The 23,107-nt window shown below is 40.7% G+C and carries 24 protein-coding genes and 1 tRNA gene; 14 read left to right on the top strand and 11 right to left on the bottom strand.

Annotation, left to right across the window (positions count from 1 at the left end; translation table 11 throughout):
* Position 1: 1 nt before the first annotated feature.
* The 7 genes from EHS11_RS10275 to EHS11_RS10245 are packed head-to-tail and all read left to right on the top strand — an operon-like array spanning position 2 to position 5,589.
* Complete coding sequence (locus EHS11_RS10275; protein WP_135764322.1) at positions 2 to 364, top strand: response regulator; 363 nt, start codon at positions 2 to 4, stop codon at positions 362 to 364.
* 5 nt (positions 365 to 369) lie between these two features.
* Complete coding sequence (locus EHS11_RS10270; protein ID WP_210413668.1) at positions 370 to 1,116, top strand: segregation and condensation protein A; 747 nt, start codon at positions 370 to 372, stop codon at positions 1,114 to 1,116.
* Between the two features lie 30 nt (positions 1,117 to 1,146).
* Entirely contained in the window at positions 1,147 to 1,806 is a 660-nt protein-coding gene (scpB, locus tag EHS11_RS10265; protein ID WP_210413669.1) for an SMC-Scp complex subunit ScpB, read from the top strand.
* A gap of 2 nt (positions 1,807 to 1,808) precedes the next feature.
* The gene (gene pheA / locus EHS11_RS10260) at positions 1,809 to 2,897 is read left to right on the top strand and encodes a prephenate dehydratase (RefSeq protein ID WP_135764320.1); all 1,089 of its coding nucleotides are present in this window, start codon (positions 1,809 to 1,811) and stop codon (positions 2,895 to 2,897) included.
* Entirely contained in the window at positions 2,894 to 3,790 is an 897-nt protein-coding gene (locus tag EHS11_RS10255) for a prephenate dehydrogenase (protein ID WP_135764319.1), read from the top strand. Before pheA ends, EHS11_RS10255 begins: the two co-directional genes overlap by 4 nt.
* Positions 3,787 to 4,944 carry a DUF1343 domain-containing protein gene (locus EHS11_RS10250; protein WP_135764318.1) on the top strand — a complete coding sequence of 386 codons (1,158 nt, stop codon included), beginning with the start codon at positions 3,787 to 3,789 and terminating at the stop codon, positions 4,942 to 4,944. The genes EHS11_RS10255 and EHS11_RS10250 overlap by 4 nt, the downstream gene beginning before the upstream one ends.
* Positions 4,945 to 4,998: 54 nt before the next feature.
* Positions 4,999 to 5,589, top strand: coding sequence for a LemA family protein (locus EHS11_RS10245; RefSeq protein WP_135764317.1), 591 nt, complete (start codon positions 4,999 to 5,001; stop codon positions 5,587 to 5,589).
* 98 nt (positions 5,590 to 5,687) lie between these two features.
* Here the strand turns inward: EHS11_RS10245 and EHS11_RS10240 are convergent, their stop codons facing one another.
* The 3 genes from EHS11_RS10240 to EHS11_RS10230 all read right to left on the bottom strand — a co-directional run bounded on the left by EHS11_RS10240 (position 5,688) and on the right by EHS11_RS10230 (position 9,146).
* Positions 5,688 to 7,118: an MBOAT family O-acyltransferase gene (locus EHS11_RS10240; RefSeq protein WP_135764316.1), complete on the bottom strand. Its 1,431-nt coding sequence runs from the start codon at positions 7,116 to 7,118 to the stop codon at positions 5,688 to 5,690.
* Positions 7,118 to 8,314 carry an LA_2490 family SGNH/GDSL-type esterase gene (locus EHS11_RS10235; RefSeq protein WP_425460574.1) on the bottom strand — a complete coding sequence of 399 codons (1,197 nt, stop codon included), beginning with the start codon at positions 8,312 to 8,314 and terminating at the stop codon, positions 7,118 to 7,120. Before EHS11_RS10235 ends, EHS11_RS10240 begins: the two co-directional genes overlap by 1 nt.
* Positions 8,315 to 8,465: 151 nt before the next feature.
* Positions 8,466 to 9,146: a DUF6989 domain-containing protein gene (locus EHS11_RS10230; protein ID WP_135764315.1), complete on the bottom strand. Its 681-nt coding sequence runs from the start codon at positions 9,144 to 9,146 to the stop codon at positions 8,466 to 8,468.
* A 227-nt stretch (positions 9,147 to 9,373) separates the two neighbouring features.
* Between EHS11_RS10230 and EHS11_RS10225 the strand changes: the two genes are divergently transcribed.
* Positions 9,374 to 10,174, top strand: a complete 801-nt coding sequence (locus tag EHS11_RS10225; protein ID WP_135764314.1) for an SDR family NAD(P)-dependent oxidoreductase — start codon at positions 9,374 to 9,376, stop codon at positions 10,172 to 10,174.
* 87 nt (positions 10,175 to 10,261) lie between these two features.
* On the opposite strand, the gene EHS11_RS10220 is transcribed toward EHS11_RS10225, so the two are convergent.
* Positions 10,262 to 10,672, bottom strand: coding sequence for a winged helix-turn-helix transcriptional regulator (locus EHS11_RS10220; protein ID WP_135764313.1), 411 nt, complete (start codon positions 10,670 to 10,672; stop codon positions 10,262 to 10,264).
* 140 nt (positions 10,673 to 10,812) lie between these two features.
* Here EHS11_RS10220 and EHS11_RS10215 point away from each other — a divergent pair, with 140 nt between their 5' ends.
* Positions 10,813 to 11,814 carry an NADP-dependent oxidoreductase gene (locus tag EHS11_RS10215; protein ID WP_135764312.1) on the top strand — a complete coding sequence of 334 codons (1,002 nt, stop codon included), beginning with the start codon at positions 10,813 to 10,815 and terminating at the stop codon, positions 11,812 to 11,814.
* A gap of 68 nt (positions 11,815 to 11,882) precedes the next feature.
* Here the strand turns inward: EHS11_RS10215 and EHS11_RS10210 are convergent, their stop codons facing one another.
* Complete coding sequence (locus tag EHS11_RS10210; protein WP_246047762.1) at positions 11,883 to 12,488, bottom strand: TetR/AcrR family transcriptional regulator; 606 nt, start codon at positions 12,486 to 12,488, stop codon at positions 11,883 to 11,885.
* A gap of 191 nt (positions 12,489 to 12,679) precedes the next feature.
* Here EHS11_RS10210 and EHS11_RS10205 point away from each other — a divergent pair, with 191 nt between their 5' ends.
* Genes EHS11_RS10205 through EHS11_RS10195 form a run of 3 tightly spaced genes read left to right on the top strand, consistent with a single transcriptional unit; the run spans position 12,680 to position 14,901 of the window.
* A complete protein-coding gene (locus EHS11_RS10205; RefSeq protein ID WP_135764311.1) occupies positions 12,680 to 13,324 on the top strand; it encodes a class II aldolase/adducin family protein in 645 nt (214 codons plus the stop codon).
* A gap of 48 nt (positions 13,325 to 13,372) precedes the next feature.
* The gene (locus EHS11_RS10200; protein WP_135764310.1) at positions 13,373 to 14,095 is read left to right on the top strand and encodes a class II aldolase/adducin family protein; all 723 of its coding nucleotides are present in this window, start codon (positions 13,373 to 13,375) and stop codon (positions 14,093 to 14,095) included.
* A 23-nt stretch (positions 14,096 to 14,118) separates the two neighbouring features.
* On the top strand, positions 14,119 to 14,901 hold the full coding sequence (locus EHS11_RS10195; RefSeq protein WP_135764309.1) for an SDR family NAD(P)-dependent oxidoreductase: 783 nt from the start codon (positions 14,119 to 14,121) through the stop codon (positions 14,899 to 14,901).
* A gap of 77 nt (positions 14,902 to 14,978) precedes the next feature.
* On the opposite strand, the gene EHS11_RS10190 is transcribed toward EHS11_RS10195, so the two are convergent.
* Positions 14,979 to 15,052, bottom strand: a tRNA-Val gene (locus EHS11_RS10190).
* Positions 15,017 to 16,426, bottom strand: a complete 1,410-nt coding sequence (locus EHS11_RS10185) for a UvrD-helicase domain-containing protein (protein ID WP_246047761.1) — start codon at positions 16,424 to 16,426, stop codon at positions 15,017 to 15,019. The genes EHS11_RS10190 and EHS11_RS10185 overlap by 36 nt, the downstream gene beginning before the upstream one ends.
* A 13-nt stretch (positions 16,427 to 16,439) precedes the next feature.
* Between EHS11_RS10185 and EHS11_RS10180 the strand changes: the two genes are divergently transcribed.
* Positions 16,440 to 16,763, top strand: coding sequence for a DMT family transporter (locus EHS11_RS10180; RefSeq protein WP_135764308.1), 324 nt, complete (start codon positions 16,440 to 16,442; stop codon positions 16,761 to 16,763).
* Positions 16,764 to 16,889: 126 nt separating this feature from the next.
* On the opposite strand, the gene EHS11_RS10175 is transcribed toward EHS11_RS10180, so the two are convergent.
* From EHS11_RS10175 to EHS11_RS10165, 3 genes are all read right to left on the bottom strand, one after another.
* Complete coding sequence (locus tag EHS11_RS10175) at positions 16,890 to 19,955, bottom strand: SpoIIE family protein phosphatase (protein ID WP_135764307.1); 3,066 nt, start codon at positions 19,953 to 19,955, stop codon at positions 16,890 to 16,892.
* Between the two features lie 417 nt (positions 19,956 to 20,372).
* Positions 20,373 to 21,089, bottom strand: a complete 717-nt coding sequence (locus EHS11_RS10170; protein ID WP_135764306.1) for a DUF4846 domain-containing protein — start codon at positions 21,087 to 21,089, stop codon at positions 20,373 to 20,375.
* Positions 21,086 to 21,889 (bottom strand): helix-turn-helix domain-containing protein, encoded by an 804-nt coding sequence (locus EHS11_RS10165; RefSeq protein ID WP_135764305.1) that lies wholly within the window; start codon positions 21,887 to 21,889, stop codon positions 21,086 to 21,088. Before EHS11_RS10165 ends, EHS11_RS10170 begins: the two co-directional genes overlap by 4 nt.
* 77 nt (positions 21,890 to 21,966) lie before the next feature.
* Between EHS11_RS10165 and EHS11_RS10160 the strand changes: the two genes are divergently transcribed.
* A complete protein-coding gene (locus tag EHS11_RS10160; protein WP_135764304.1) occupies positions 21,967 to 22,428 on the top strand; it encodes an SRPBCC family protein in 462 nt (153 codons plus the stop codon).
* Here EHS11_RS10160 and EHS11_RS10155 read toward each other — a convergent pair.
* Complete coding sequence (locus EHS11_RS10155) at positions 22,418 to 23,074, bottom strand: class I SAM-dependent methyltransferase (protein WP_135764303.1); 657 nt, start codon at positions 23,072 to 23,074, stop codon at positions 22,418 to 22,420. The two genes, EHS11_RS10160 and EHS11_RS10155, sit on opposite strands and share 11 nt — an antisense overlap.
* Between the last annotated feature and the right edge of the window lie 33 nt (positions 23,075 to 23,107).

The raw sequence follows: 23,107 nt of genomic DNA, 5'->3' as shown, positions 1-23,107 counted from the left end.
GATGGCGAGAATATTAGTAGTAGACGATGCGAAATTTATGCGAACACTTGTTAAAGACGCATTGGTTGGCGCTGGACACGAGATCGTTGGTGAAGCTGAAAACGGCAATATTGCGGTTGAACAGTATAAAAGTTTGAAACCTGATTTGGTAACGATGGATATCACTATGCGCGAAAAAGACGGAATCGAAGCTACTAAAGAGATCATTAAATTCGATTCTGCGGCAAAGATCATCATGGTAACCGCTCTCGGTCAGGAAGACCTTTTGGCAAAAGCGATCAAAATGGGCGTAAAAGATTTCGTAGTGAAACCTTTTCCTCCGGAAAGATTGCAACAGGCTGCCGCAAAAGCATTAGGTATTTAGTTTCGGTGACCAAAGACCAGGAACAATCATTTGTAGTCCGTTGGAATAATCAGGACGGAGGATTGACCGAAGGGCCGATCAACGTTCTTTGGACTTTAATTGATAGTTATAAGGTAGATATTTTTGAGATTTCTCTCTCTCGCATCACTTCGGATTTCATTCAATTTTTAAGAACTAGCCAATCTCTTTCGATTGAACTTTCCTCCGAGTTTGCCGTAATGGCAGCTCATTTAGTGTATCTGAAATCCAAAGCACTCTTACCCGATCCTGGTTTCGAAGAAGAAGACTACGATCCTCCTCTGCCAAAGGAATTGGTGGATAAACTACTAGAACATAAAAAATTTCAAATCGCAGGAAGAAAACTCGCCGAAATAGATCGTTTAACGGCTGGTATGTTTACTCGCGAAACCAATCAGGTTTTGGAAGAAGAAGAATCCTGGTTGGATGTAAGTCTTGTTGATTTGATATCAGCATTCAACTCCATCTTGGAAAAAGAATCTTCCAACGAAGAGGAAGTTCCTATGTTCGAAGGCCATGGTCAATTTTCAGTAGAAGATAAAATGGAATACTTGCAACGATTGTTAGATGAAAAAGGTGAAATTCATTTTGCGGATATTTTTTCTTCTGCCACACCCGACAAAAAGGAAGTCGTAGCCGGATTTTTAGCAGTACTTGAAACAGTAAAGATTCGGATTTGTAAGGTTGTACAACATAAAGTATTCGGCGAAATCAAAATCATTCGGGTTGCTTAAGTCTTGGAAGATCGTAAATATATCAAAGGCCTGCTTGAGGCTCTTCTCTTTTTATCCTCCGAACCGATCAAACTTTCCTCACTTGCCAAATCCTCCGGGATAGAAAAGACAGAGGCTCGGGAGTTATTGGATGAATTGATTTTGGACTACCAGGAAAAAGAGGGTGGATTTTTATTACGTGAAATTGCAGGCGGGTATCAGTTCATTACCAATCAATTGTATTCCGAAGTACTTTCCAATATATTTAAAGATAAAAAACGAGAGACCTTGTCCAGGGGAACTCTCGATACCTTGGCGATAGTCGCCTATAAACAACCTATCACCTTGACTGAGTTAGACGATATTAGGGGAGTATCATCCCGTGCCATGGTAGCAAGTCTTATTTCCAAAAAACTGGTCAAAGCTGTAGGGCAAAAAGAAGTTCCCGGTAGACCTACTTTGTACGGGACTACAAATGATTTTTTATTGCATTTCGGGCTTAGCAAACTTGCAGATCTCCCGACACCTGTGGAAGTGAAAGAATTAAAATTCGAAGATTTCAATCCCGAGACGATATCGATTACGGAAGACGGAGACGAATTGAATCCTGATTTTGATACGAAACTATTGCCTGAGGAGTTGCAGATTCACGATGAACCCGAGACTAAGGAATCGACTACCGGCCCCTCCGAAGTTTTAGAGGATAAATGATTATGAGTTCCACGGAAGAAAATTTAAAAAAACTTAGAATTCAAATTGATTCTTTGGATGAAAATATCATTGATCTCATTCAAAAACGGGCTGAGTTTGCTTCCGAGATCGGACGTATCAAAAGAAATTCAAGCGATCCTATTTACAGACCCGATCGGGAAAGAGAAGTTTACGAAAAAGTTTCAGGCAAATCCAAAGGACCTCTTCCCGCATCCGTAATTCGGGCAATATACCGTGAGATCATGTCCGGGACAATTGCCTTAGAACATCCGTTAGAAATTGGTTATTTGGGCCCGGAAGGTTCTTTTTCCCACGAAGCATTACGATCCAAATTCGGAACCACATTGACTAGCGTCGGTATGCCCACCATTCCCGATGTATTTCGTTCCACAGCTTCCGGCAAAATAGATTACGGAGTCGTGCCTGTTGAAAATTCCACGGAAGGGCAGGTGAGTTCCACTTTGGATATGCTCTTGGATTCGGATGTAACCATCTACTCCGAGTTATACCAAAGAATCCGCTTTTCTCTTTTGGGCTTTGAGACCGATCTTACAAAGATCAAAAAAATCTACGGAATTCGAATTGGCAACGAACAATGCCGCAATTGGATCTCAGCAAACTTATCTCATGCGGAAATCATAGAAACTTCTTCCACTGCGATGGCGGCAAAACTGGTATCTGAAAAAAAAGACGGAGCGGCAATTGCATCGAATGTTGCGGCGGAAATCTACGGTCTGCAGGTGATACATGACGGTATCGAAGACTTTTCCGGAAATACTACTCGTTTTCTTGTGATCGGAAAAACGGAATGTCCTAGAACCGGAAAAGATAAAACTTCACTCGTTTTTTCCGTTCCGAATAAAACCGGAGCCTTGTATACCATCTTACAGAAGTTCCATGAACTATCCGTTAACATGTCGAAGATTGAATCAAGACCGTTGAAACGCAACCTTTGGGAGTATAATTTTTTCATAGACTTTCTCGGTCATAAAGACGATCCAAAAATCAAAGAATTGTTAAAAGAGACTGAAAAAGAATGTTCTTCGTTTAAAATTCTCGGCTCATACCCGCTTGCGGAACAGAATTTATGAACGGTTGGAAAAACGTCCTGATCTTCGGGATGGGTTTGATGGGAGGTTCTCTCTCTCTTGCTATTAAGAAAAAGTTTCCGAATATCCGTATTACCGGTGTTGTACGCTCGGAAAGTTCAAAACAGACGATTCAAAAAAAAAATATTTCTCATGACGTTTTAACCGAATCTGAGTTTTATCAAACTCGAACGTTTTCCGATTTCGACTTTGTTGTGTTTTCAACACCCGTTCGGTCTGTGATTGAAACCATTCCGAAACTTCCGAAAAGCGGAACTACCGTTTATACTGATTTGGGTTCTACCAAGGAAACCATACTTACTGCAGTGAACTCCCATTTTGATACGGTTCATCATTATATTTCTTCGCATCCCATGTGCGGTTCGGAACATTCCGGACCGGAAGCGGCAAAAGAAGATCTCTACCAGGATAAATTGTGTATCGTAACTAAGCCCGAAAAAGCAAAACCGGAAACTGTGGATTTGGTTCGAAGCTTTTGGGAAGCTATCGGCTCCTGGACTTTGGAGATGGGCGAAAAGGAACATGACGAAACATTATCGTATCTATCTCATCTTCCTCATATCTTATCGACTTTACTCGTGAACACGGCCATTGCCAATCCGGTTACAAAAAAACAAATAGAAAAAAGCACCAAACCAATCACAGGTGGTGGATTCCGCGATATGTCGAGAATTGCCGGTTCCAATCCTGAGATGTGGTTGTCTATCTTTGAAGAAAACAGATCTAATATTTTTAATTCACTGAATGATTATAAAATAGCTTTGGAAGAGATAATTGAAATTTTTAATCCTAACCGTAATTCGGATTTGGAAAAGATCAGATCTGTTTGGGAAAAATCCCTTTTTGCAAAGGAAATCATTCAAAAACATAAATGAAGTTTATAAAAAATCTTAAAAAACTCACCGGTTGCAGTGCGGGTATCTTAACAAACCAAAGTGCGTTTGGTTGGAATAAAAATTATCATTTTATTTCTTTCAGTGAAGATATTAAAATCGATACTTTGTTTTTACCTGAACACGGTCTTTTTGCGGAACTGCAGGATCAAGTGAGCGGCTCTGAACTTGGTTACTTGTTCGGTGATTGTAATATAGTGAATCTTTACGGTGACAAGGAAGATAGCCTTGTTCCTTCTCGCGATGTATTGCAAAGATTGGATATCATCGTCATTGATATCAGGGATGTCGGTTCAAGGTATTATACTTTTTTAACGACTGCATATTATATTTTAGAAGGGATTTCCAAACTCAAAAAAGAAACGGGAAAAGCACCTCTTTTTATCGTAGTTGATTCTCCTAATCCGATCGGAGACAAAGTGGAAGGAAGCCCTCTTGCAGCGGAGTTCGAATCATTTGTGGGAGTACGTTCCGTCCTGCACAGGCATGGGTTAAGCCCTGCCGGACTTCTGAACTATTATAACGAAACATTTGAATTGAATGTAGATATTGCAGTGATTCCCATCGGAGTTTATCATCCGAAATCATATCAGACTTTGTTGTGGGTGCCGCCTTCTCCAAATATACCAACACAAAATACTTGTTATGTGTATTCGGGACAATGTCTTTTGGAAGGAACCAATCTTTCCGAAGGGAGAGGAACTACCAAACCGTTTGAAATTTTCGGAGCGCCTTATTTGATAGGGAAAGCAAAAGAAGAATTGGACAAACGTTTGAAAGCCCACCAAACGAATGCAATTCTAATGAGACCTCTTAGATTTTTACCAACATTCCATAAATTCAAAGACCAAATATGTGAAGGTTATCAGCTACTGATAAAGAATCCTAAAAAATTTCATTCCCTCTATTTCACTCTGTTTTTTTTAAAGAATCTGAAAGAACTTTTTCCGAATGAATTTCAATATTTGAGAGGTGTGTATGAATTTCGTTCCGACAAGCCCGCGATTGAACTCCTTGTCGGGGATAGGATGCTGCTCCGATATTTGGATGGGGGAATTCCCGATTCGGAGTTGGTTTCCTATTTGGAAAATGAGGAAAAAAACTGGTTTTTGGCTACGAAACGATTCCGATATTAATTTTTTTCCCGAATTTCACTTGCACCTACTCTAACTATCAGGTAAACACATTCTATGATTAAACAGATTCGACGATTTTCGATTGTTCTTCTCTTTGTATCCCTTCTTACTAACTGCGGTTATAATAAAATCCAGGAATTGGATGAAGAAGTGACTGCGGCTTGGGCTGAAGTTCTCAACCAATACAAAAGACGTTCCGATCTAATTCCCAATTTGGAAGCCGCTGTAAAAGGTTTCGCCAAACAAGAAAAAGAAATTATACAAGGGATTGCAGATGCTCGTTCCAAATTAGGTTCCATTCAAGCAACTCCTGAATTGATTAACGATCCGGAGGCTTTTGCAAAATTCAACCAAGCACAAGGCCAGTTGGGTTCTGCTATTTCCAGGCTGTTAGTTGTTCAGGAAAATTATCCTGAATTGAAATCAAACGAAAGATTCGGAGATTTGATGGCTCAATTGGAAGGTACGGAAAACCGTGTAACAGTTGCTCGTAACCGCTTTATCAAAGCTACGAAAGAGTATAATATTTATATTCGTCAGTTCCCTGCTGTTCTCACTGCCAAAGCATTCGGCTATGAAGGCAAACCTACATTCACGGTTGAAGATGTAAAAGCAGTTGAAAACGCACCTAAAGTTCAATTCTAATTTCATTTAAACGAAAAGAAAACCCGGGTTCCGATTTGGTTCCGCCCGGGTTTTTTTATGTACTAGGGATGGTTTCGTTCTCCGATTAAAGGAAAAACCTAAAACTGAAAGTATAGGAACGGACTGGATACTGTTACACTATAAATGAGAAAGGCAGTGATATACATGACCGAACAGATCGTGTATAAAAATACGGGACGATCCGTGATAAAGTCGAAATAATCTTCTTTGTTATTTTGAACTATATCAACAAAAAGCAAAAAAGCAATTACCGAAATAAGCGATACGGGCACATCGAACATTTGTCCTTCTGCGAAGCCGAAGGCACGACCTAACATTAAAAAAGAGATATCCAATGCATTCGGAAAAGCTTCTGTAGGTCTTGCTCGGAAAAAAAATATCGCCACTACGAAAACAAAAATCGGATAGATCGGTTGGATTGCACGAGGCACTGAGTCCCAGGCATTTTTTACGGCTTTGAACTTGAACGCAAATCTTTCTATAACCATTGCTCCTGCGTGAGCTGCACCCCAGATGATATAAGTCCAATCGGCTCCATGCCATATCCCCGATACAAAAGTAGTAATAAATAGATTGATATAAGTGATGACTTCTCCGCGTTTGCTTCCGCCTAGGAAGATATAAACATATTCCCGCAACCAAGTGGAAAAGGAAATATGCCATCTTCTCCAAAGTTCGCCGAGGGTTCCCGAAAGGAATGGTCTGTCAAAGTTTTTGGGAATATGAAATCCTAAAATTCTGGCAGTTCCGATTGCAATATCCGAATAACCGGAAAAATCGCAATACACTTGTACTCCGAATAAAATACCTGAAGCCCAGATCGCAACTCCGCTATATTGAGTCGGATCTCCGAAAACGGGATCAATCACATAAGATACCGGGTCTGCGATAAATGTTTTTTTGAAAACACCCCAAAACAGTTGTTTGAGTCCTTTGGTCAGATTTTCTTTTTGAAATTCTTTCGGTTCCAGAAATTGAGTCAAAACGTCGCTTGCTCTGAGGATCGGGCCTGCGACCAGTTGGGGAAAAAAGGAAATGAATAGTCCGAAGTGAAATATGGATTTTGCAGGTTGAACCACTCCTCGGAACACATCAACCGCGTAAGACACCGCTTGAAGGGTAAAAAAGCTGATTCCCATGGGAAGAATGATTCCCAAAGAAGAAACAAAACTAGGATCACAAGGCTTCAATCCAAACAAACTATTCCAGGCGGAAATGGTAAAATCCAGATATTTAAAAACAAAAAGTAAGCCCAGGTTACTCCAGATGGATACATTCAACCAGAATATTTTAGCTATTTTTTTATCCGTTCGTTCCATTGCATCTACTGCCAGTTTGGTGACAATGAAGGAAAAGATAAGCAGAAGCAAAAAAGGAACCCTGAATATCGCATAAAAGTACAAACTGACTATGAACAACCATGGCATCTGAAACTTTTTTGGAAAAATAAAATAGAGTAAAATTACAATCGGTGCAAAAATAAAATAATGTGCGGAATTGAATAACATTAACGAATACCTTTTCTTAATTCTTGCTTAAGCGCATCTGAAACCCATCGGTTTCCAATCTTGGTTAGGTGACCATCTCCCGGAATAAAATAATCTTTGATCCCCGCTTTTCTGATCTTTCCCGTCTTCGTTTGGAACGGTGCCCCGCACATTTTTTTTACATAAGGTATGAGCTTGATCGTATCGATTTTCTTTTTTTCCCAAAAGAATTCCGCTTGGATGGAATAATTTCCCAAGGGACTATATTTGCCTTTGGCATAACAAAAGATTTCTTCCATTTGCATTGGTAAAAAAACAGGTGTTAGTTTAAAATTCTTTGTTTTACTGAGTGCAATCATTCTTTCGTAAGCTGCTATAGTGACATCCGGTAGAGGGGGCAATGATTCAGGAGAAGAGGGTTTGTCCGTGCATGGAAATTCACTTGCAAGGCTCGGCTCCGGGCAGATTTGATTTTCGGTTTCCGATTTTGTCAGGTTGCAAATCGGTTTTTTGGGAGTTCTGGAAAAGGATTCTTTTATGTATCGGAGGGGATTTGTAAACAAGGATTGGATTTCCGTTCGGGCGGAAGCTTGGGAGATAGTGATCTGGACTTTGGTTTGTTCGTATCCCAACTTCAATGCTTGGAGAAAAAATGAGATTCGAGTAGCTTCAAATTGAATGTGGAAGTTTCTTTTCCAGACCAAATCGTTTTCATGAAGTGCATCCGTTTCATCATCGGGAAGGATTCCCTGGTTGCGTAATACTTCCGGCATTGTGAAATCGTTCGGCGAAATAAAGAACAAAACTTCTTTAACTTTTGTTAATTGGTTTGTCATGTCTTCCAAACGTTTTGCCGCTCCTAGCGAGCCGTAAGCATCCACACCTATATTGAGCGTTTGGTATTTTTCTCCTGAGAGTTCCAATCCGTCCAACTGGGAACAAAATGTATCTTCGTCAGAGACTCCGAATCCCATGACCATGCTGTCTCCCAAACAAAGAAGTTTCGAAACATCGGGGTCGGGTTCTTTTTTTCCCCTTTGTCCCAGAGAGTTTGTAGTGAACCTGCCTTCCCAGGCGCCGGAATAATGTCGGACAAATCTGCTTTCATTCGGCTGCAAACTCACTCCGTAATCCGGATGGTAGGCATGTAATAATTTTACATCTCTATAATACTGTAGGGCAGGGGGGTTGAAAAATCGAAGTGCAAATTCAACAATGAGAAGGCTTGCGGCGGAAACTAGAAAAAATGCCGCAGCACGACGAAAAAACAAATTCATCCCTCTAGAGTTCAATTTTAAGCTCTGGAAGCAAGCATTTCTAAAGTTGTTTCCCGTGCTTAGAATGTTCTTGTTTTGAGAAATATCTTTTTCAAAAGATTTTTTCTATCACCAAATAGGAAATAGCAAGACTACCGGTATACTGAATCATAATCAAAGCGGCCATTCCTATTTGAATGATATACGGTCCTCCGGAAAATCCCTGGTATGCCAGATAAGTTGTCACTCCTAGAATCATTTCGGGAACAAGAACATACAAGGCTACATGACCAATCATTTTTACATTTTGAGCATACCAGGAAGTAAGAATCCACATTGTTGCTTCCGCCGCTCCGAAAATAGCCAGAGATAAAAAAGCCACCCATAAGCAGGTACCGAGTATGGAAACGGACTTCTCTTCCAATTTGATCCCTATATAGACCAGTATGAAAAGAGGAATCTCCCAGAGTCCTGCCATATAACCTGCAACAGTTCCTATTTTGAAAAACCCGTCCTCAGGAAATACCAAAACGCCTAATACTTCCGATAAGAACCAGTCTGGCAAAATCATCAGAATGGAAAGAGGCAATAGAAACTTCCAAATTTGAAAAGGAATGTGCCAACGTAACGGTTTTGTCAAAGAAAGGAAACTGATATGAAAGAAAAGAGTGAGGGAGAACAACTTCCAACCTGGGCTTAAGTCTGTGAAGCTCAGAACTGAGCCTGCAATGATGGAATAAATAATAAAATATAGGACCAGTAAGGATTCTTCTTGCGGCAGTCTGTTCTTCATATGATCCGCTATAATCTAATTTATGATTTTTAGAATGCAATCTTTATCCTTATGGGAGTAAGGATTTTTTTATATGCCCGAGCCCATATCTAGGGCTGTAGAAATTTGATAATCCGAACTATTTCGAACTTAAACGATAAAATAATCAAAAAAATGAATTGCATTATGCAAGTGGATTTGCGTGACTATACTTGTGAAATACAAGTAATATTGTGGACACCAGAAAAATGAAACAAACAATTTTAGTAACCGGAGCTTCTTCCGGCATCGGACTCCTTATCGCAAACAGACTGCATAAAAAGGGTCATCATGTAATCGGCACGAGTCGTGATCCGAAAAAATACCAATCCCAGCTGCCTTTCAAATTATTGTCATTGGATATTTCCGATGATAACTCGATTGAATCTTTCGGTAAGCAACTCTTCAGCCAAATCGATAGATTGGATGTGCTCATCAATAATGCAGGATATCTGGTGACGGGACTTGCCGAAGAGACCTCGGTTGCATTGGGAAAACAGCAATTCGAAACAAACTTTTGGGGAACCGTCAAATTCACAAATGAGTTGTTGCCTCATTTTAGAAAACAAAGACAGGGAAAAATAATCACAGTAGGTTCTTTCTTGGGTTTGATCGGGCTTCCTAATGTGGCTTTCTACTCGGCTTCTAAACATGCTTTGGAAGGATATTTTAAAACACTGCGGTTTGAATTGAATCAATTCAACATCAAGGTGTGTATGGTTGAACCGATGGGTTTCAAAACCAATATCGGCGAAAATGCAACTAGAGCTACCGGGAATATAAATGATTACGATTTATACCGACACAAGATCTCAACATACATGAAAAAGGAATTTGATAAAGCGCCGGGGCCGGAACCTGTCGTAGATAAGGTAGTGAAGATTGTGGACGAAAGAGTTCCTAAATTCAGCTATCCTGTAGGGAAAGGTGCATCGATTTTTCTGGCGCTACAGCAGTATGCCTATAATACTTTTGAAGGCGCAGTTTTGAAGAGAGTGAATCAAACATAAATAAAACTATGATGATCTATCTACTCGTTAATCAGTCGACCCCCTCGGTGTTTGGTGAGTGAGCAGATAGCATGATTTTCCTAAATGTCAGGTCCGCTCCAATTCTTTGGTCATTGCTTTGATGAACCCGAGCTTATCTTTTTTTACCTCTTTCAACATAGCCTTTCTATCTGCGGGTATGGATGAATATTTTTCAGCCCATAAATTTATTTCAATCAGTATAGGAAGCAAATCTATTCCTTTTCGGGTTAGCTTATATAACACCTTCGCTTTGCTATCGGGGTGATCATGTTTTTCTATGATCTTATTTTCTTCCAACGTCAGTAATCTTGACGCTAAAATGTTGGTGGCTATTCCTTCCTGCGATTTTAGAAAATCGCCATAGGTGCATTCTTTTGCAAACATCAGGTCTCTGACGATGAGTAGGGACCACTTGTCTCCCCATGTATCGAGGGAACAACTAATCGGGCAATCCGACCTTTTTTTAATTGTAGTCATAAAAAAACTTCTTTATTACTTGCATTTTGCAAGTCTATTAATGCAGTATTGCTTGCATTTTACAATCAAAATTTAGTCCCAAGAATCCGAACTAAAAAAATCAGTAACAGCATACATATTTTAATATTAAGGAAAACAACATGAAAGCACAGATTGTCAGTCATTACGGGAAGAAGACACGATTAAAGTCGATTGAAATGCCGGATCCGGAGATACAAGAAGACGAAGTATTGGTTCAGGTTGCAGCCGCAGGAGTCAATCTTTTGGACTCCAAAATCCGAAACGGAGAGTTCAAACTCATTTTGCCTTATAAAACACCGTTTGTATTAGGTCATGACGTAGCGGGCGTTGTGCTTAAAGTAGGATCCAGTGTAACACGGTTTAAAGTCGGAGACGAAATTTATGCACGGCCGGCTGATCATAGGATCGGTGCTTTTGCGGAACTAATTGCTGTGAAGGAGCAGGACCTCGCGATTAAACCTAAAGAGCTTACTATGGAAGAAGCAGCGTCCATTCCTCTGGTGGGCTTAACCGCCTGGCAAGCGCTAGTTGAAAAAGCAAATTTGCAGAAAGGACAAAAAGTTTTCATTCAGGCAGGTTCCGGAGGTGTAGGAACATTTGCGATTCAGTTGGCGAAACATTTGGGCGCAATGGTAGCGACAACGACAAGTACCGGCAATATGGATTTGGTGAAGAGCCTCGGAGCGGACGTTGTGATTGACTACAAGAAGGAGGATTTCGAAAAAGTTCTGAGTCATTATGATGTCGTTTTGAATAGTCAAGACGGAAAGGCTCTTGAAAAATCTCTAAGAGTCCTGAAGTCCGGAGGAAAACTCATCTCTATCTCTGGGCCACCTGACCCCGATTTTGCGGAAGAAATCCAAGCGCCGTGGTTAGTGAAATTGATTATGCGACTCTTGAGTTTTAGTATGAGGAAAAAGGCAAAAAGATTCAACGTAGACTTTTCCTTTCTTTTTATGAGGGCAGACGGAAATCAATTGAGCGAGATCACTTCTCTCATTGATTCCGGGATTATACGTCCGGTTATAGATAAGGTATTTCCTTTCGCAGCAACGAATGAAGCTATGAGTTATGTGGAAAGCGGGCGTGCAAAAGGAAAGGTTGTAGTCAAGGTTAGGTGAGAAGTTCTGGTGTTCCGCTAAACCGGTGGACAAATGCTGAGTTTTTGTAGCATTCCTGGGGGTTGGGCTTAAGGCTTGCTATCCACGTACTCGGGCAAATAGCAGCGAAGATACGCAACGGCAGCTCGGCCCGCTTCCCGAACGATTTCGTCCGTGATCGTGCCTTGCTCGCGAAAGGAGAAGCGGAAGACGGAGTCAATGAGCGCAACAGCAATACCCACTTTCCTCGGAGCGTCTGGCCAGAAAGGAAGTGCGAAACGATCCATCACCTGCTTGAGAGCGATGCTTGCAATTTTGGAATCGAGTTCTTTACCAATGAGCATTGTCTCTTCATTGCGAACTCCATAAACGACACGCATCATCGCAGAATCCTCTCGGAGGACGGCAATTGCTTCTCCGGCAAGGAAATACACATAGTCTTGCCAGCTCTCGAATTGAGAGGTATCCACCCGGGACAATCTCGCCGCTACAAGTTCAGCATGAAGGAGTCGGAGGCCCAAATAAAGCGCTCCCATATTTGGAAAGAAATGATAGGCCGACGCCCTGGGAATGTCAGCACGCTCACAAATTTTTGCAAACGTGAGAGACTCAGGAGCTTCCTCTCTCAATAATTCTCTCAATGCCTGAATCAAAACGGCCCTTCTGCCGACGCCCAAGGGACCTTCGGATTTCAATCCACTTGCTGGTGATTTCGAGGATATTTGTTTTGACGATTTCGACACTATTACCGACAAAAATCGACTTTAGAAACGATTCAAGTCCATTTTTAGTAATTTAAAAAGAAATTTACTCGACATTAGTCGATTTATCTCTACTTTTGGCTCAGCGTTTGCCGAGTTTTTGTGTCTGCTGAGGAGTTAATAATATGACAGGTTTAAGGTTTGAAGCGGTGCGTGCATCTATAGTAGCAGCTTCCGTAAGGCTTGCTGACCTTGGTTTTTTTGCCGGCATCGGCGGAAACTTGGCTGTGCGGATAGACACAGAACTTATGGCTGTTACGCCGTCAGCTTCCGACTATTACAGCATGAAAAATGAGGATATCTGTATTGTCAGGATGAGGGACTTGAAACTAGTAGAAGGCACTAAGCAGCCTACCACCGAAAGCGGGATGCATGCAGCCTTTTTGACTTGTAGACCTGATTTGCAAGTCAGCTTACATACACACCAACCCCTGGCGAGTGCGGTAACTCTACTCGGAATTGACATGCCTGTCGAAGGTGCTGAGTCCCGCGCAAGTCTTGGGTCAGCCTTACGCATCGTTTCCTATGCACCATCCGGAACATCATTCTTGGTTAGCGCTTTTAAGAAGAAGTTACGAAAGGACACAAATGGATACCTATTACGAAACCATGGAATAGTTTGTGGGGCTAAATCTATAGATGAGGCAATTGCAAATGTTCTGTTAGCTGAGGAACAATCAGCATACTTCCTTCGTTCCCGTATAAAAAACAATCCGAACTTCTCGGAAATTTCTCCTCTTGTTATGCAACAAGCACTTTCGATCCTATAGGCAAAGTGCAACCTCGACTTGCCTAATAATATAAAATCAGGGAATAACATGAACTACGTAAAAACGAAAAAAAAACCAACAAAGGAACATGGATCTACCGATCTCAAAGACTTGATGAATTTATGGGAAAGGTTGGAGGCAAAAGGTCTCTTACAGAAAAAAGCAGCAAGCCTTTCCTTCCGGCTCCCCGGAAGGAAACCAGAAGCTTTCCTGCTGATTAATAGAGGCTCAGGAAAAGGTGCTAAAGTGCAGACAGACCAATTCGACATCCACGGTCAGACGACGATTCTTGACTCGGAAAGATTAGCCGTGATTCACTTTCACGCAAGCATGTATAAAGCGAGACCCGACATTGGAGCCATTGCCTGTTTCCAGCCTATTTGGGGCTCTCTATTAAAAACATTAAAAGATCCGCTTCCTCTTGTTTTTGATGAACAGTGCCGGCAACTTGGTGCACCTGTGGTTCCCATTCATAAATCCGAGGATGGCTCAGCTATTGCCGACTCGGTCTTACTCAATGGTGCCAACGCGTTTCTCGATACAAACGGAGTGGTGATAACAAGCGTTACCCGAGAGAAGGCCATATACAATTGCGAATTGATTGAAAAATGCTCTAAAGCGTATCTTTTGGCCCACGCAACCGGCGGCAAAATACGCCGCATCCCATGGTTCGTCCGTTGGATTGCAAAAAATCGACTTATAAAAGATGAACGTAAGGCCGCAGCGGCATACGCACTTGGTAAAGCTCCAACAGGTTTTACAGCATACTGATTTCGGACAAGGTTGGGGGGAATATGGACTATAAAAACAAAACGATTTTAATAACCGGCGCATCGTCCGGCATCGGAAGAGAACTTGCAATCGTTCTCGCCGATTTTGGAAATAATATCGTAGTTACCGCAAGACGGGAGAATCTTCTCCAAGACCTAAAACGAGAAATCGAAGACAAGGGTAGTAAATGTCTTTTTTTTGCAGGTGATGCCACAGATCCCAAACATGCGGATTTGGTTGTTCGTGAAACGACTAAGACATTCGGAAAGATCGACATTGCAATTCTAAACGTGGGGGTTGGCCCGGCCTCCAACACAATCAAAGATTCGAGAGAAGTGATTCTTGGTAAGATGCGAACCAATTACGATACCCTGATAAACTTTTTCGTTCCGGTAATAGCCCAAATGAAATCACAAACGACACCTTGTATGATTGCTCATCTCAATTCTCTTGCGACTTACTTCGGAATACCTATGCAAGGTGATTATACTGCGGCGAAAGCAGCGGGGAGAATTTTCTTGGATACTGCGAGAATGGAACTAAAACATTTCGGTTTCAAACATGTGCGCATCCAAACAATCCATCCCGGCTTTGTTGCCACAGAAGCCGTTAAAGACGACGGCATTCCGGCACCGAATGAAATTAGCGAGAAAGAGGCAGTGAAATACATATTGAATGGTCTACGTCGGGAAGTTCACGAAAATCGATTTCCTTTTAGCACTGCTCTTGCTGTGCGTATAGGACGACTTGTTCCAACATGGCTCCGAACCAAGATTTTGTTGTCGGAAGCTGCAGCCGACTACTGATTGTTAAATTTGCATTAGGATAAAAAATTACAGTTGGGGAAACAACTGGATGAGCTGCAGGGGGCTTCATACAATCTTGGGAGATACTGGGATCGAACCAGCGACCTCTACCATGTCAAGGTAGCGCTCTAACCAGCTGAGCTAATCCCCCGAATGTTTTACCATTTCCCCATGGGAAAGGGAGGCGTAAAGCGCCTTTTGTTCTTGTATCCGCTTTTGGAAAATAACCGAATAATTCGTCTTCCAACCCTTTTTTGGATTTGGATTTTTCTTTGCCTAGGAGAATGAGTTTGTTTTTTGCACGGGAAAGCGCGACGTATAGGATTCTTCTTTCCTCCTCGGTATCGTTTTCATCGGATTCTCCTGTTAGGTTCCAGCCGGAGCTGATGTCGGTGATGACTGTTCCGAATTCAAGTCCTTTTGATGCATGGATTGTCATTACCTTGTCTTGAGAAATTCCGGATTCGATCCATTCTCTTTTTCTGAAATTGGATCTGACTAGTAGAATCGTTTCCGGATCGGTTTCAAAAAAGGTTCTTAATTTTTCCCTGATGACTTGTCTGTCTCTTTTGGGATGTTCCATCACCAAAGATAAATAAAACATCTCTCCTTGTCTATGTGCCTTTACTTCTTTTTCGATTTTGTTTTTATTTTTTCCGATAGGTAAAACAGAGAGGTCGATGATTCCTTTTAAAGAACGGTAGTTTTTGCATAACTGAAATACTTTCGTATCGGGAAAATACTTGGGAAAGGACAGGAATGGTTCCGGTGTTGCTCCTCTGAATCCGTAAATTGCCTGCCAATCATCTCCTACGATCGTCATGTTTTCTATATTCATTTTTTTTAATATTCCTAGTTGAGACCAATCCGTGTCTTGGAACTCGTCAACGATTACGGAATCGAACTCATTTGTTAATTCTTTGGTCCAGCTTTCTCCCGCTTCCAATTCCGACAGAACCATGGAAATCAAATCGTCAAATTCGAATTTTTGTTCTTTCCTTTTGTATTTCAGTAATTCGTTTTGATAGTTATCATAGACTTCCGGAAATTCCTTTTTGAATAACTTTCCGCCTCGACCGAATAAAATGGAAAACGGTATCCCCCCGACCTGAAATCTATGTTTGGTGAGGATGTCTCTGGAGAGTTTTTCCTTCTCCGGATTGGTTAAAATCCTGATTCCTCTTTCCTTGAAATGGGGATGAAGCTTTCGAAGTGACTGAAAACAAAATGCGTGAAAAGTGGAAATCCTATATTCATTTGACAATTGTTTTGCGATTGTGCGATCTCTGAATTCGTCAGTTGCTTTGTTTGTAAATGTAACGATCAAAGTTCTTTCGGGCGGAATCGTCTTTCTTCTTTCTTGTTCTTCTAAAAGCCCGATCATTGTGGATGTCTTGCCTGAGCCTGCCGCAGCGATCACCTGCTTTCTATTTGCTTTGGATTCAATGATTGCCAACTGTTCTTCGTTCCACATGGAAAAGAAAGGTCGGTTTGACCTTGGATTGGCTCCTGAAAAAATGGTCATTGGAGAAAAAATAATGAATTGGATCGTGTTAATTCTGGCGGGCGTCTTTGAAATCGGTTGGCCTTTGGGAATCAAACTTTCGGAATCGAGTGAATACAAAATCCCTTGGATCGGATTTTCCATACTTTCCATGACCATCAGCGTGTTTCTGCTTTGGCATGCCCAAAAAACAATTCCTATGGGAACGGCCTATGCTGTATGGACAGGAATCGGTGCGACCGGTGCATTTTTGTTAGGCATCATTGTATTCGGTGAATCCTCCACTCTTTGGAGGGTATTGTCCGCAAGTTTAATCGTAATCGGTGTTATGGGATTGAAACTAACCGGAGAACATTGAAAACCGAAGTATGATACGAAAGCATGATTTCTTCGTGTTTTCCCAAGATCGTTTAAAAAAACCCGATAGAGAGTGAATTTTCCCGAAATCCGCTCTCTATCCATTCTTAATATGAAAAATACCGGACTAGGCTTTCTCTAAATACTTGAGTATTTTCCTGGCGTTTTGATTCTCCGGATCGAGTTCCAAGGCTTTTTCCGAAAGGACCTTCGCTTCATCGTAATTTCCTGTTAGACGGTTAAGGTCGGATAAGTTGACTAAATTATTTATATTGTCAGGATGCAATTGATAAACACGTTTGGAAGCTTCCAAAGAAGATAAATACCTTCCCATTTTCTTTTGAGACAATGATAAATAGTACCACATCTCTTCGGTATCAGGATCCATTTGCAAATAGTGATTGATCACTTCAACAGCGGTTGCATAATCCTTTCCTTTGAAGCTCATAAGTCCGAATAATTTGTTCAACTTTTGATTGGTCGGTTCAACGGAATGAGCTTTTGTAAGAACTGCGAGAGCTTCATTCACCTGACCTTCCTGGTACAGTTGTTTGCTTTGCCGATATACTTCGGTAATATCCAGAAGTGAATCTTCATCATCACGCATCTCAAGTTCTTCGTGTTCGAATTTTGAAGAGATCGGTTCTTCCTGAATGTTTTGAATTTCTTCGCGGATTTCCTGTCTATGAAAATCAACTCGAAGGAAAGACAAATCATCTGTGATCTCTCCGATTTCTTTCAGAGCCTCTTCCATCTTGAAAATATTTCCCTTCGTTTTTTCGATCGTTCTGAGAATTGCAAACTCATCTTCATTGATGGTTCTCGTTTTCGAATTTGGCGTTAAATTTATATCATCACGTCCATCGGAACCGAGAATAATTATATCTCCAGGCTCCAGTTGGTATTTATATACTTGAAAAGCGAACTCGGACTCCTGACCTAATTTTCTCAATAATAATTCTTGTTCTATGAAGCTTGCCTTTCCGTCCCGGTAAAGAATGGTAGCCGGATGTTCTGCGTTGAAATAAAACATCTCCCCTGATTTTTCTTCGATGAGTAAAACGGTAGCAGAAATCACCATAGTTCCGTTAAACGATTTGAATACGGAATTTACTTCATAATAAATATCCGTGAGCCATTCTTCCGGCTTCATGTCTAAAACTTTTTTATTGGATGCAGAGCGGGACATGATTGCATTGATTACAACACCCATAACCAGCGCTCCCCCCGCTCCTTGCATGGATTTGCCCATTGCATCCCCGTTCAAGGTCATAATGTAGGTTTTGTAATCCTCCGGTTTACCGAATTTTAATGTTCCTGTGATGCAAATATCCCCGCCCAAATCGGCGGTTTTGCTTTTGAATTCGAATTTCTTTTTTTGATGAATCACAAATTCAGTAGGAACTAACTTTGATTTATTGGCATTGAAGAATAGAGGTTTGGCAAGTAAGGAGGTGAGAAAATAATCGCCGTCTTGTTGAATTTTCAACTTTTGCACTTCGTCCATTTTCTCCTGAACTTCTCGCGTGCGTTCTTTCACTTTTTTTTCGAGATTAACAGCGTAGTCTTCCAGTTCCTTTCGCGCTTCTTTAATGGAATAAACCATCGAATTGAATGAGCCGGCAAGATAACCGATTTCATCCTGAACTTTGATAGGAACTTGGATCTCTAGGTTACCTTCGTTCACTTTAGTGACACCGGAAAGTAAATCGTTGAGCGGTTTGACAAGACTGGAATGGAAAAATCTCGGAAAAATAATCAGAATCAGAAGTGATGTTGAAAATATAATGTAAATCAGTTTGATCGTATTTCTATGCGTATGCTTTCGATATTCATCATATGAAAATCCTACTTCATATTTTACATTTTTCATTATAAAATCGAAATGCGTGTAACGTTTGTCAGCTGTTCTGTAGAGACGATTCAAATCATTCTGAGAAGAACTGTTCAGATTTCCGTAAGCTTTCGTTTTGCTGAAGCGAGACAGCGCCTCGTCTTCTTCTCCTTGCGTTGGAGTGTTTGTTTTTAAGCTGCGGCCGTTCTTTTTCAGTATCTCCGTAAGTAATTCTTTAAGAGCAAAATCCTGTACTTTCTTTTGTTCCGATAATACTCTTTCGATGTTCAGTTGATCCGGGTGACGATTGTATTCAATTTTTAAATTTTTGCTAAAAGAATCCGAATCTACCGGCTTTCGAATGATATATTCGATATCTTCGGCGACTTGATCGTATTGTTTGTTTAATAAGAAAGGTTTGGAACCTAAAATTTCCGTTCTCTTTTGGTTATCGTATTCCTCTTCGCTCAAGGAAAGTGTTATATTGCCTACAAATCCAAGCACAAGAAGAACGGTCACGAGACTTACGCCGACCAATTTTACCATAAATGTAGTAGGTTCGGGTGAATTATTCAAGTAGGTGATTACAAAGTAGAAGCAGATAACTAATGTTACGTTTGAAAATCCGAATGCATATAAATCATATGTGACAATTCCTGATTTATTTAATACATTTAATGCCGCAATAAAGAGGAAGATGATGATCGCTTTTACGAAACTTTTGCAAGCCTTTGCATCTTCCCCTTTCGGATTGATGAACTTGATCCAACCAACGCAAAACCTGGAAAGTAAAAACATAGGGTACCCCGAAGGCGACACCGGTTTGGAAATCCATTTTGAAAAAAAGCCATCGTAAGCGGAATACCGGATTGTTTTGCGAATCAGTATGGTTAAGGGAAATATTTGAGTTAAAAGTAAAGCAATCGCATGCTGCGCACCATAGTCAAAAGTATAAAAATGCGCTGTAAAATTGTAGATGATCTCTAATCGGGAGCCGGTATATACAAAATCGGTGAATGTAACTAATAATAAGGTGAATGATAGAGGTATTGCAATTTTTGCCTCTTTCGGCTGATCAAGTCTTGGAAACGTGTAAGCAAATCCGATCATTCCTGCATTTCCAAACATTGCACAGCTCGTAAAAAAACGATGGTATGCCCCCCAGCTTGCATTAACGGAATATGCCATTACATAACCGAACAACATAAAGCTATAACCTAAGAACATCATTGCGAGCCACCAGGTTGTAGGTGTTTTATTTTTTTTGCTCAATAGAAAAATAGTGAGTATCACACTGATTAAATTTGCGGCGAAAACTCCAACGGAATGATACGACAAGGCTAACCAATTTAAATCCATTTCGATGAACCCTATAGATTCCGGAAATAGAGACAATCTAAAATGATATTTTCCTATTAAATTTTACGGATTATCAATATGATACCGGATTCGTTCAAACGACGGATATACAATTGTGATACTTGATTATCTGCAATTGTTTTGGATCTTGCCGATCAAAACGATAGAACGCACGTATTCACGAGAAAAATCGTGACTAGTAGAAGCGGGGACCGGAAGTTCTCAAAATCGTGGAGGCGCCAGATCTTTGTCCTTCCTTGGGAGAAGTACGAATTTCAGTTTAGGCGACAGGGCGCTGATATCATGATTCGAATGGAATGCGGACTCTTCCTTTTTCTTCGAATGCAAACATTTCGGTGCGCGTACATTCGACGCATCAGGAACAAACAGATACTTTTCTGGATTGTCTTTAAAAGCCTAAAATCTTCTTAACACCGGATTTCCGTAAGGATATTTAGTTTGCAGGTGTTGCACAAATCCTTCGTAACTGAACCATCCCTCCTTACCTTTGTCAGCTGGTGATTTTTCTATATGCATTTCCTGGGCGGGCATAAAGCTAAAACCGATAAGATAGAGTTTTTTATCTTTGTTTTTTGCTTCGTCCAGAATGATGGAAACATGGCCGATCCCTCCTGTTTCATTTTGTACGAACAAATCGCCCGGTTGCAGATTTTCTTTTGCAATCGTATTTGCTCCCTTTTTTAAGGAATAGGAATTGGAAGAAGCGAATGCATTTCTTAAAAAACGATTGTATTCTTTTTTCGAATCTTTGTAATACTGTTTTTTTCCCGGGTAACTGAACAGATACAATTTGTCCAGTTTTCCCGATTCTTTGTGGTAATCCGCCCAAAGTCGCATGGAAAAATCCGCACATTGTTCCAAGTCATCTTGAAATAACAACGGTTTATCGATCACGGCAATCATATCATACCAATCGTTCAGATTTTTTTTTTGATAGGAAAGGACGGTTGTTTCTTTTTTTAAAGGAAGGTTTTGCAAATAACCGGAAAACGAGTTTTTAGGGAAATTGGTTCTTTGAAAACCTTCGGGAACGGGTATTTCTTTTACTAAGTTTGGAAAAGGGTAAAGGCAAAGACAGGATGTTAGAAAAATAAAGACAAATCGAATGCTCATTTTGTAGTTTTTAGATATTCCAAGGGACCAAGTCCAATCGTATTTTTAAAGTCTTTGATAAAATGGGCCTGATCATAATAACCCAAATCCAAAGCGAGTTCTGCAAAATTCACTTTCTCCGATTTTTCTATTTTCTCCGCTACCTCATGTAGTCTATATCTTTGAATTACCCATTTGGGACTGACTCCCACATATTCCTGGAATAATCTTTGCAAACTTCTTTTTCCTATGGAGAAAAGTTTTACAATTTGGTCTACCGACCGGACTTCCCGATCTTCTTTTATTTTATCTATAATGGAATTGATATAAGGTATGTTAGGGTCTTTTTCCGGGATATGATTTTTCAACCAGGACTCTACAATCGGAATCCGATCATCGTCTTCTTCCGTTTCGAAAATTTCGATTTCCAACTGGGATACGTTTACATTGAAAACCTGATCAATGCCCAGGGTTTTACCAGTCAGTAAGGATACGTGCTTTTTAAAAAAAGGATAAAAGGCTCCCGGACGGAATTTAATTCCGAATACTGAACCTTTGCCTTCCAATAGATAAGAAAACCTTCCCTTGGTGATTCCGTATATTTTGGAATCTCCTTTGTCAAATACGATATGAATGCTCGGGTAGGGAAGTGTTTCCGCCAGATACGGATCTTTGTTTCTCAAGTCCCACCTAACGGTCCAATAGTGTTCTATAAAAAAATCCAAGTCTTCACTTGCAAAATACCTGGCGTGTTCCGCCTTCAATTCCGCTTTGTTTTGGCGCAATACTCCTCTGGTCGGTTTTCCTTTTTTCTTCACCACATAGATAATTTTCCATTTTGTCGTGTTTTTACAATCCAAATCCGTTAAACTGGTATATCTTTATCTTGGAGCCAAACATGAACCAAATCGACAGCTTAAATCATAATTTAAAACTTAGTATGGAAAAACAAATCAAAGCAAGCCGGGAGACGGTGTGGGAAATTCTCACGAGCCCAAAATACATAAAGGAATATCTTTACGGAACGGATGCGATTTCTGATTGGAAAAAAGGAAGTCCTCTTGTTTTTAAAGGAGAGTGGGAAGGAAAAGCTTACGAAGAGAAAGGTGTGATTTTGGAATTTCAAAAACCGAGCTTATTCAAATATACTTATTTCACTGCATTCTTCGGGCTTCCCTATTCACCTGAAAACTATGCAATCATAGAAAATAAACTAACGGCAGCAGGTGAAACAGTTACGCTTAGTTTGACTCAATCCGGATTTACCTCGGAAGAAAAGCTGAAACATTCCGAAGATAGTTGGAACCATTGTTTGGAGATCATTAAAAAGATCGCGGAGACTACGACAATTACATCTTAAATATATCCGAATCGTCCTCTTCCTCTTTCAAATCGTAATAACCGTAAATAAAGGAAGGACTTGCCTTCACTTCCATTCCGTAAAAAAATTCGGATATCCTTCCCGATTTGATAACGTCCAGTTTGTATTCTTCGGCGAGAAATTTCATTTTATCCAGAGATATCTTTTCGTTGATTTTCGGACCGAATCCGGATTCCGTTTTTGCCCAATCCACAATAAACAACCTTCCTCCTTGTTTCATGGAACGAATCAATCCATCCATTGCAAGACCTGGATTCGGGAATGTTGAGAGGGAAAGAGAAGCAAATATGATTTCAGGAACGGGAATCCAAGTGGGTAAGAGAGGGTGGTCGGATTGGTCTATGTAGAAAGGTGTGAGTTTTTCCAACCCTTCCAGAAGCTTTCTTCGCAAAATCATATCGATGATCTCTTGCTGGCATTCCCCCGCCCAAACCCAGACATCGGGAAACCATTTTCGAAATTCGTTGAAGTAAAATCCTAGCCCGGAACCGAAATCCACGAGATTTTGCAAACCCTTCCAATTGAAAAAAGCAAAGACGTCATCCGGAGAGCATACTTCTCTTCTATGGCTGGAAAGCAAATATTCATGATATTCCAAAGATCTGTAGTATTCCGTTTCCGACATAATTCCAATTTTCAAAGAATCTATTTGGGAGTA

The sequence above is a fragment of the Leptospira ilyithenensis genome, assembly GCF_004771005.1.
Taxonomy (GTDB): domain Bacteria; phylum Spirochaetota; class Leptospiria; order Leptospirales; family Leptospiraceae; genus Leptospira_A; species Leptospira_A ilyithenensis.
Note: the sequence above shows the minus strand (reverse complement) of the source record. Positions and strands in the feature narration are given on the sequence as shown.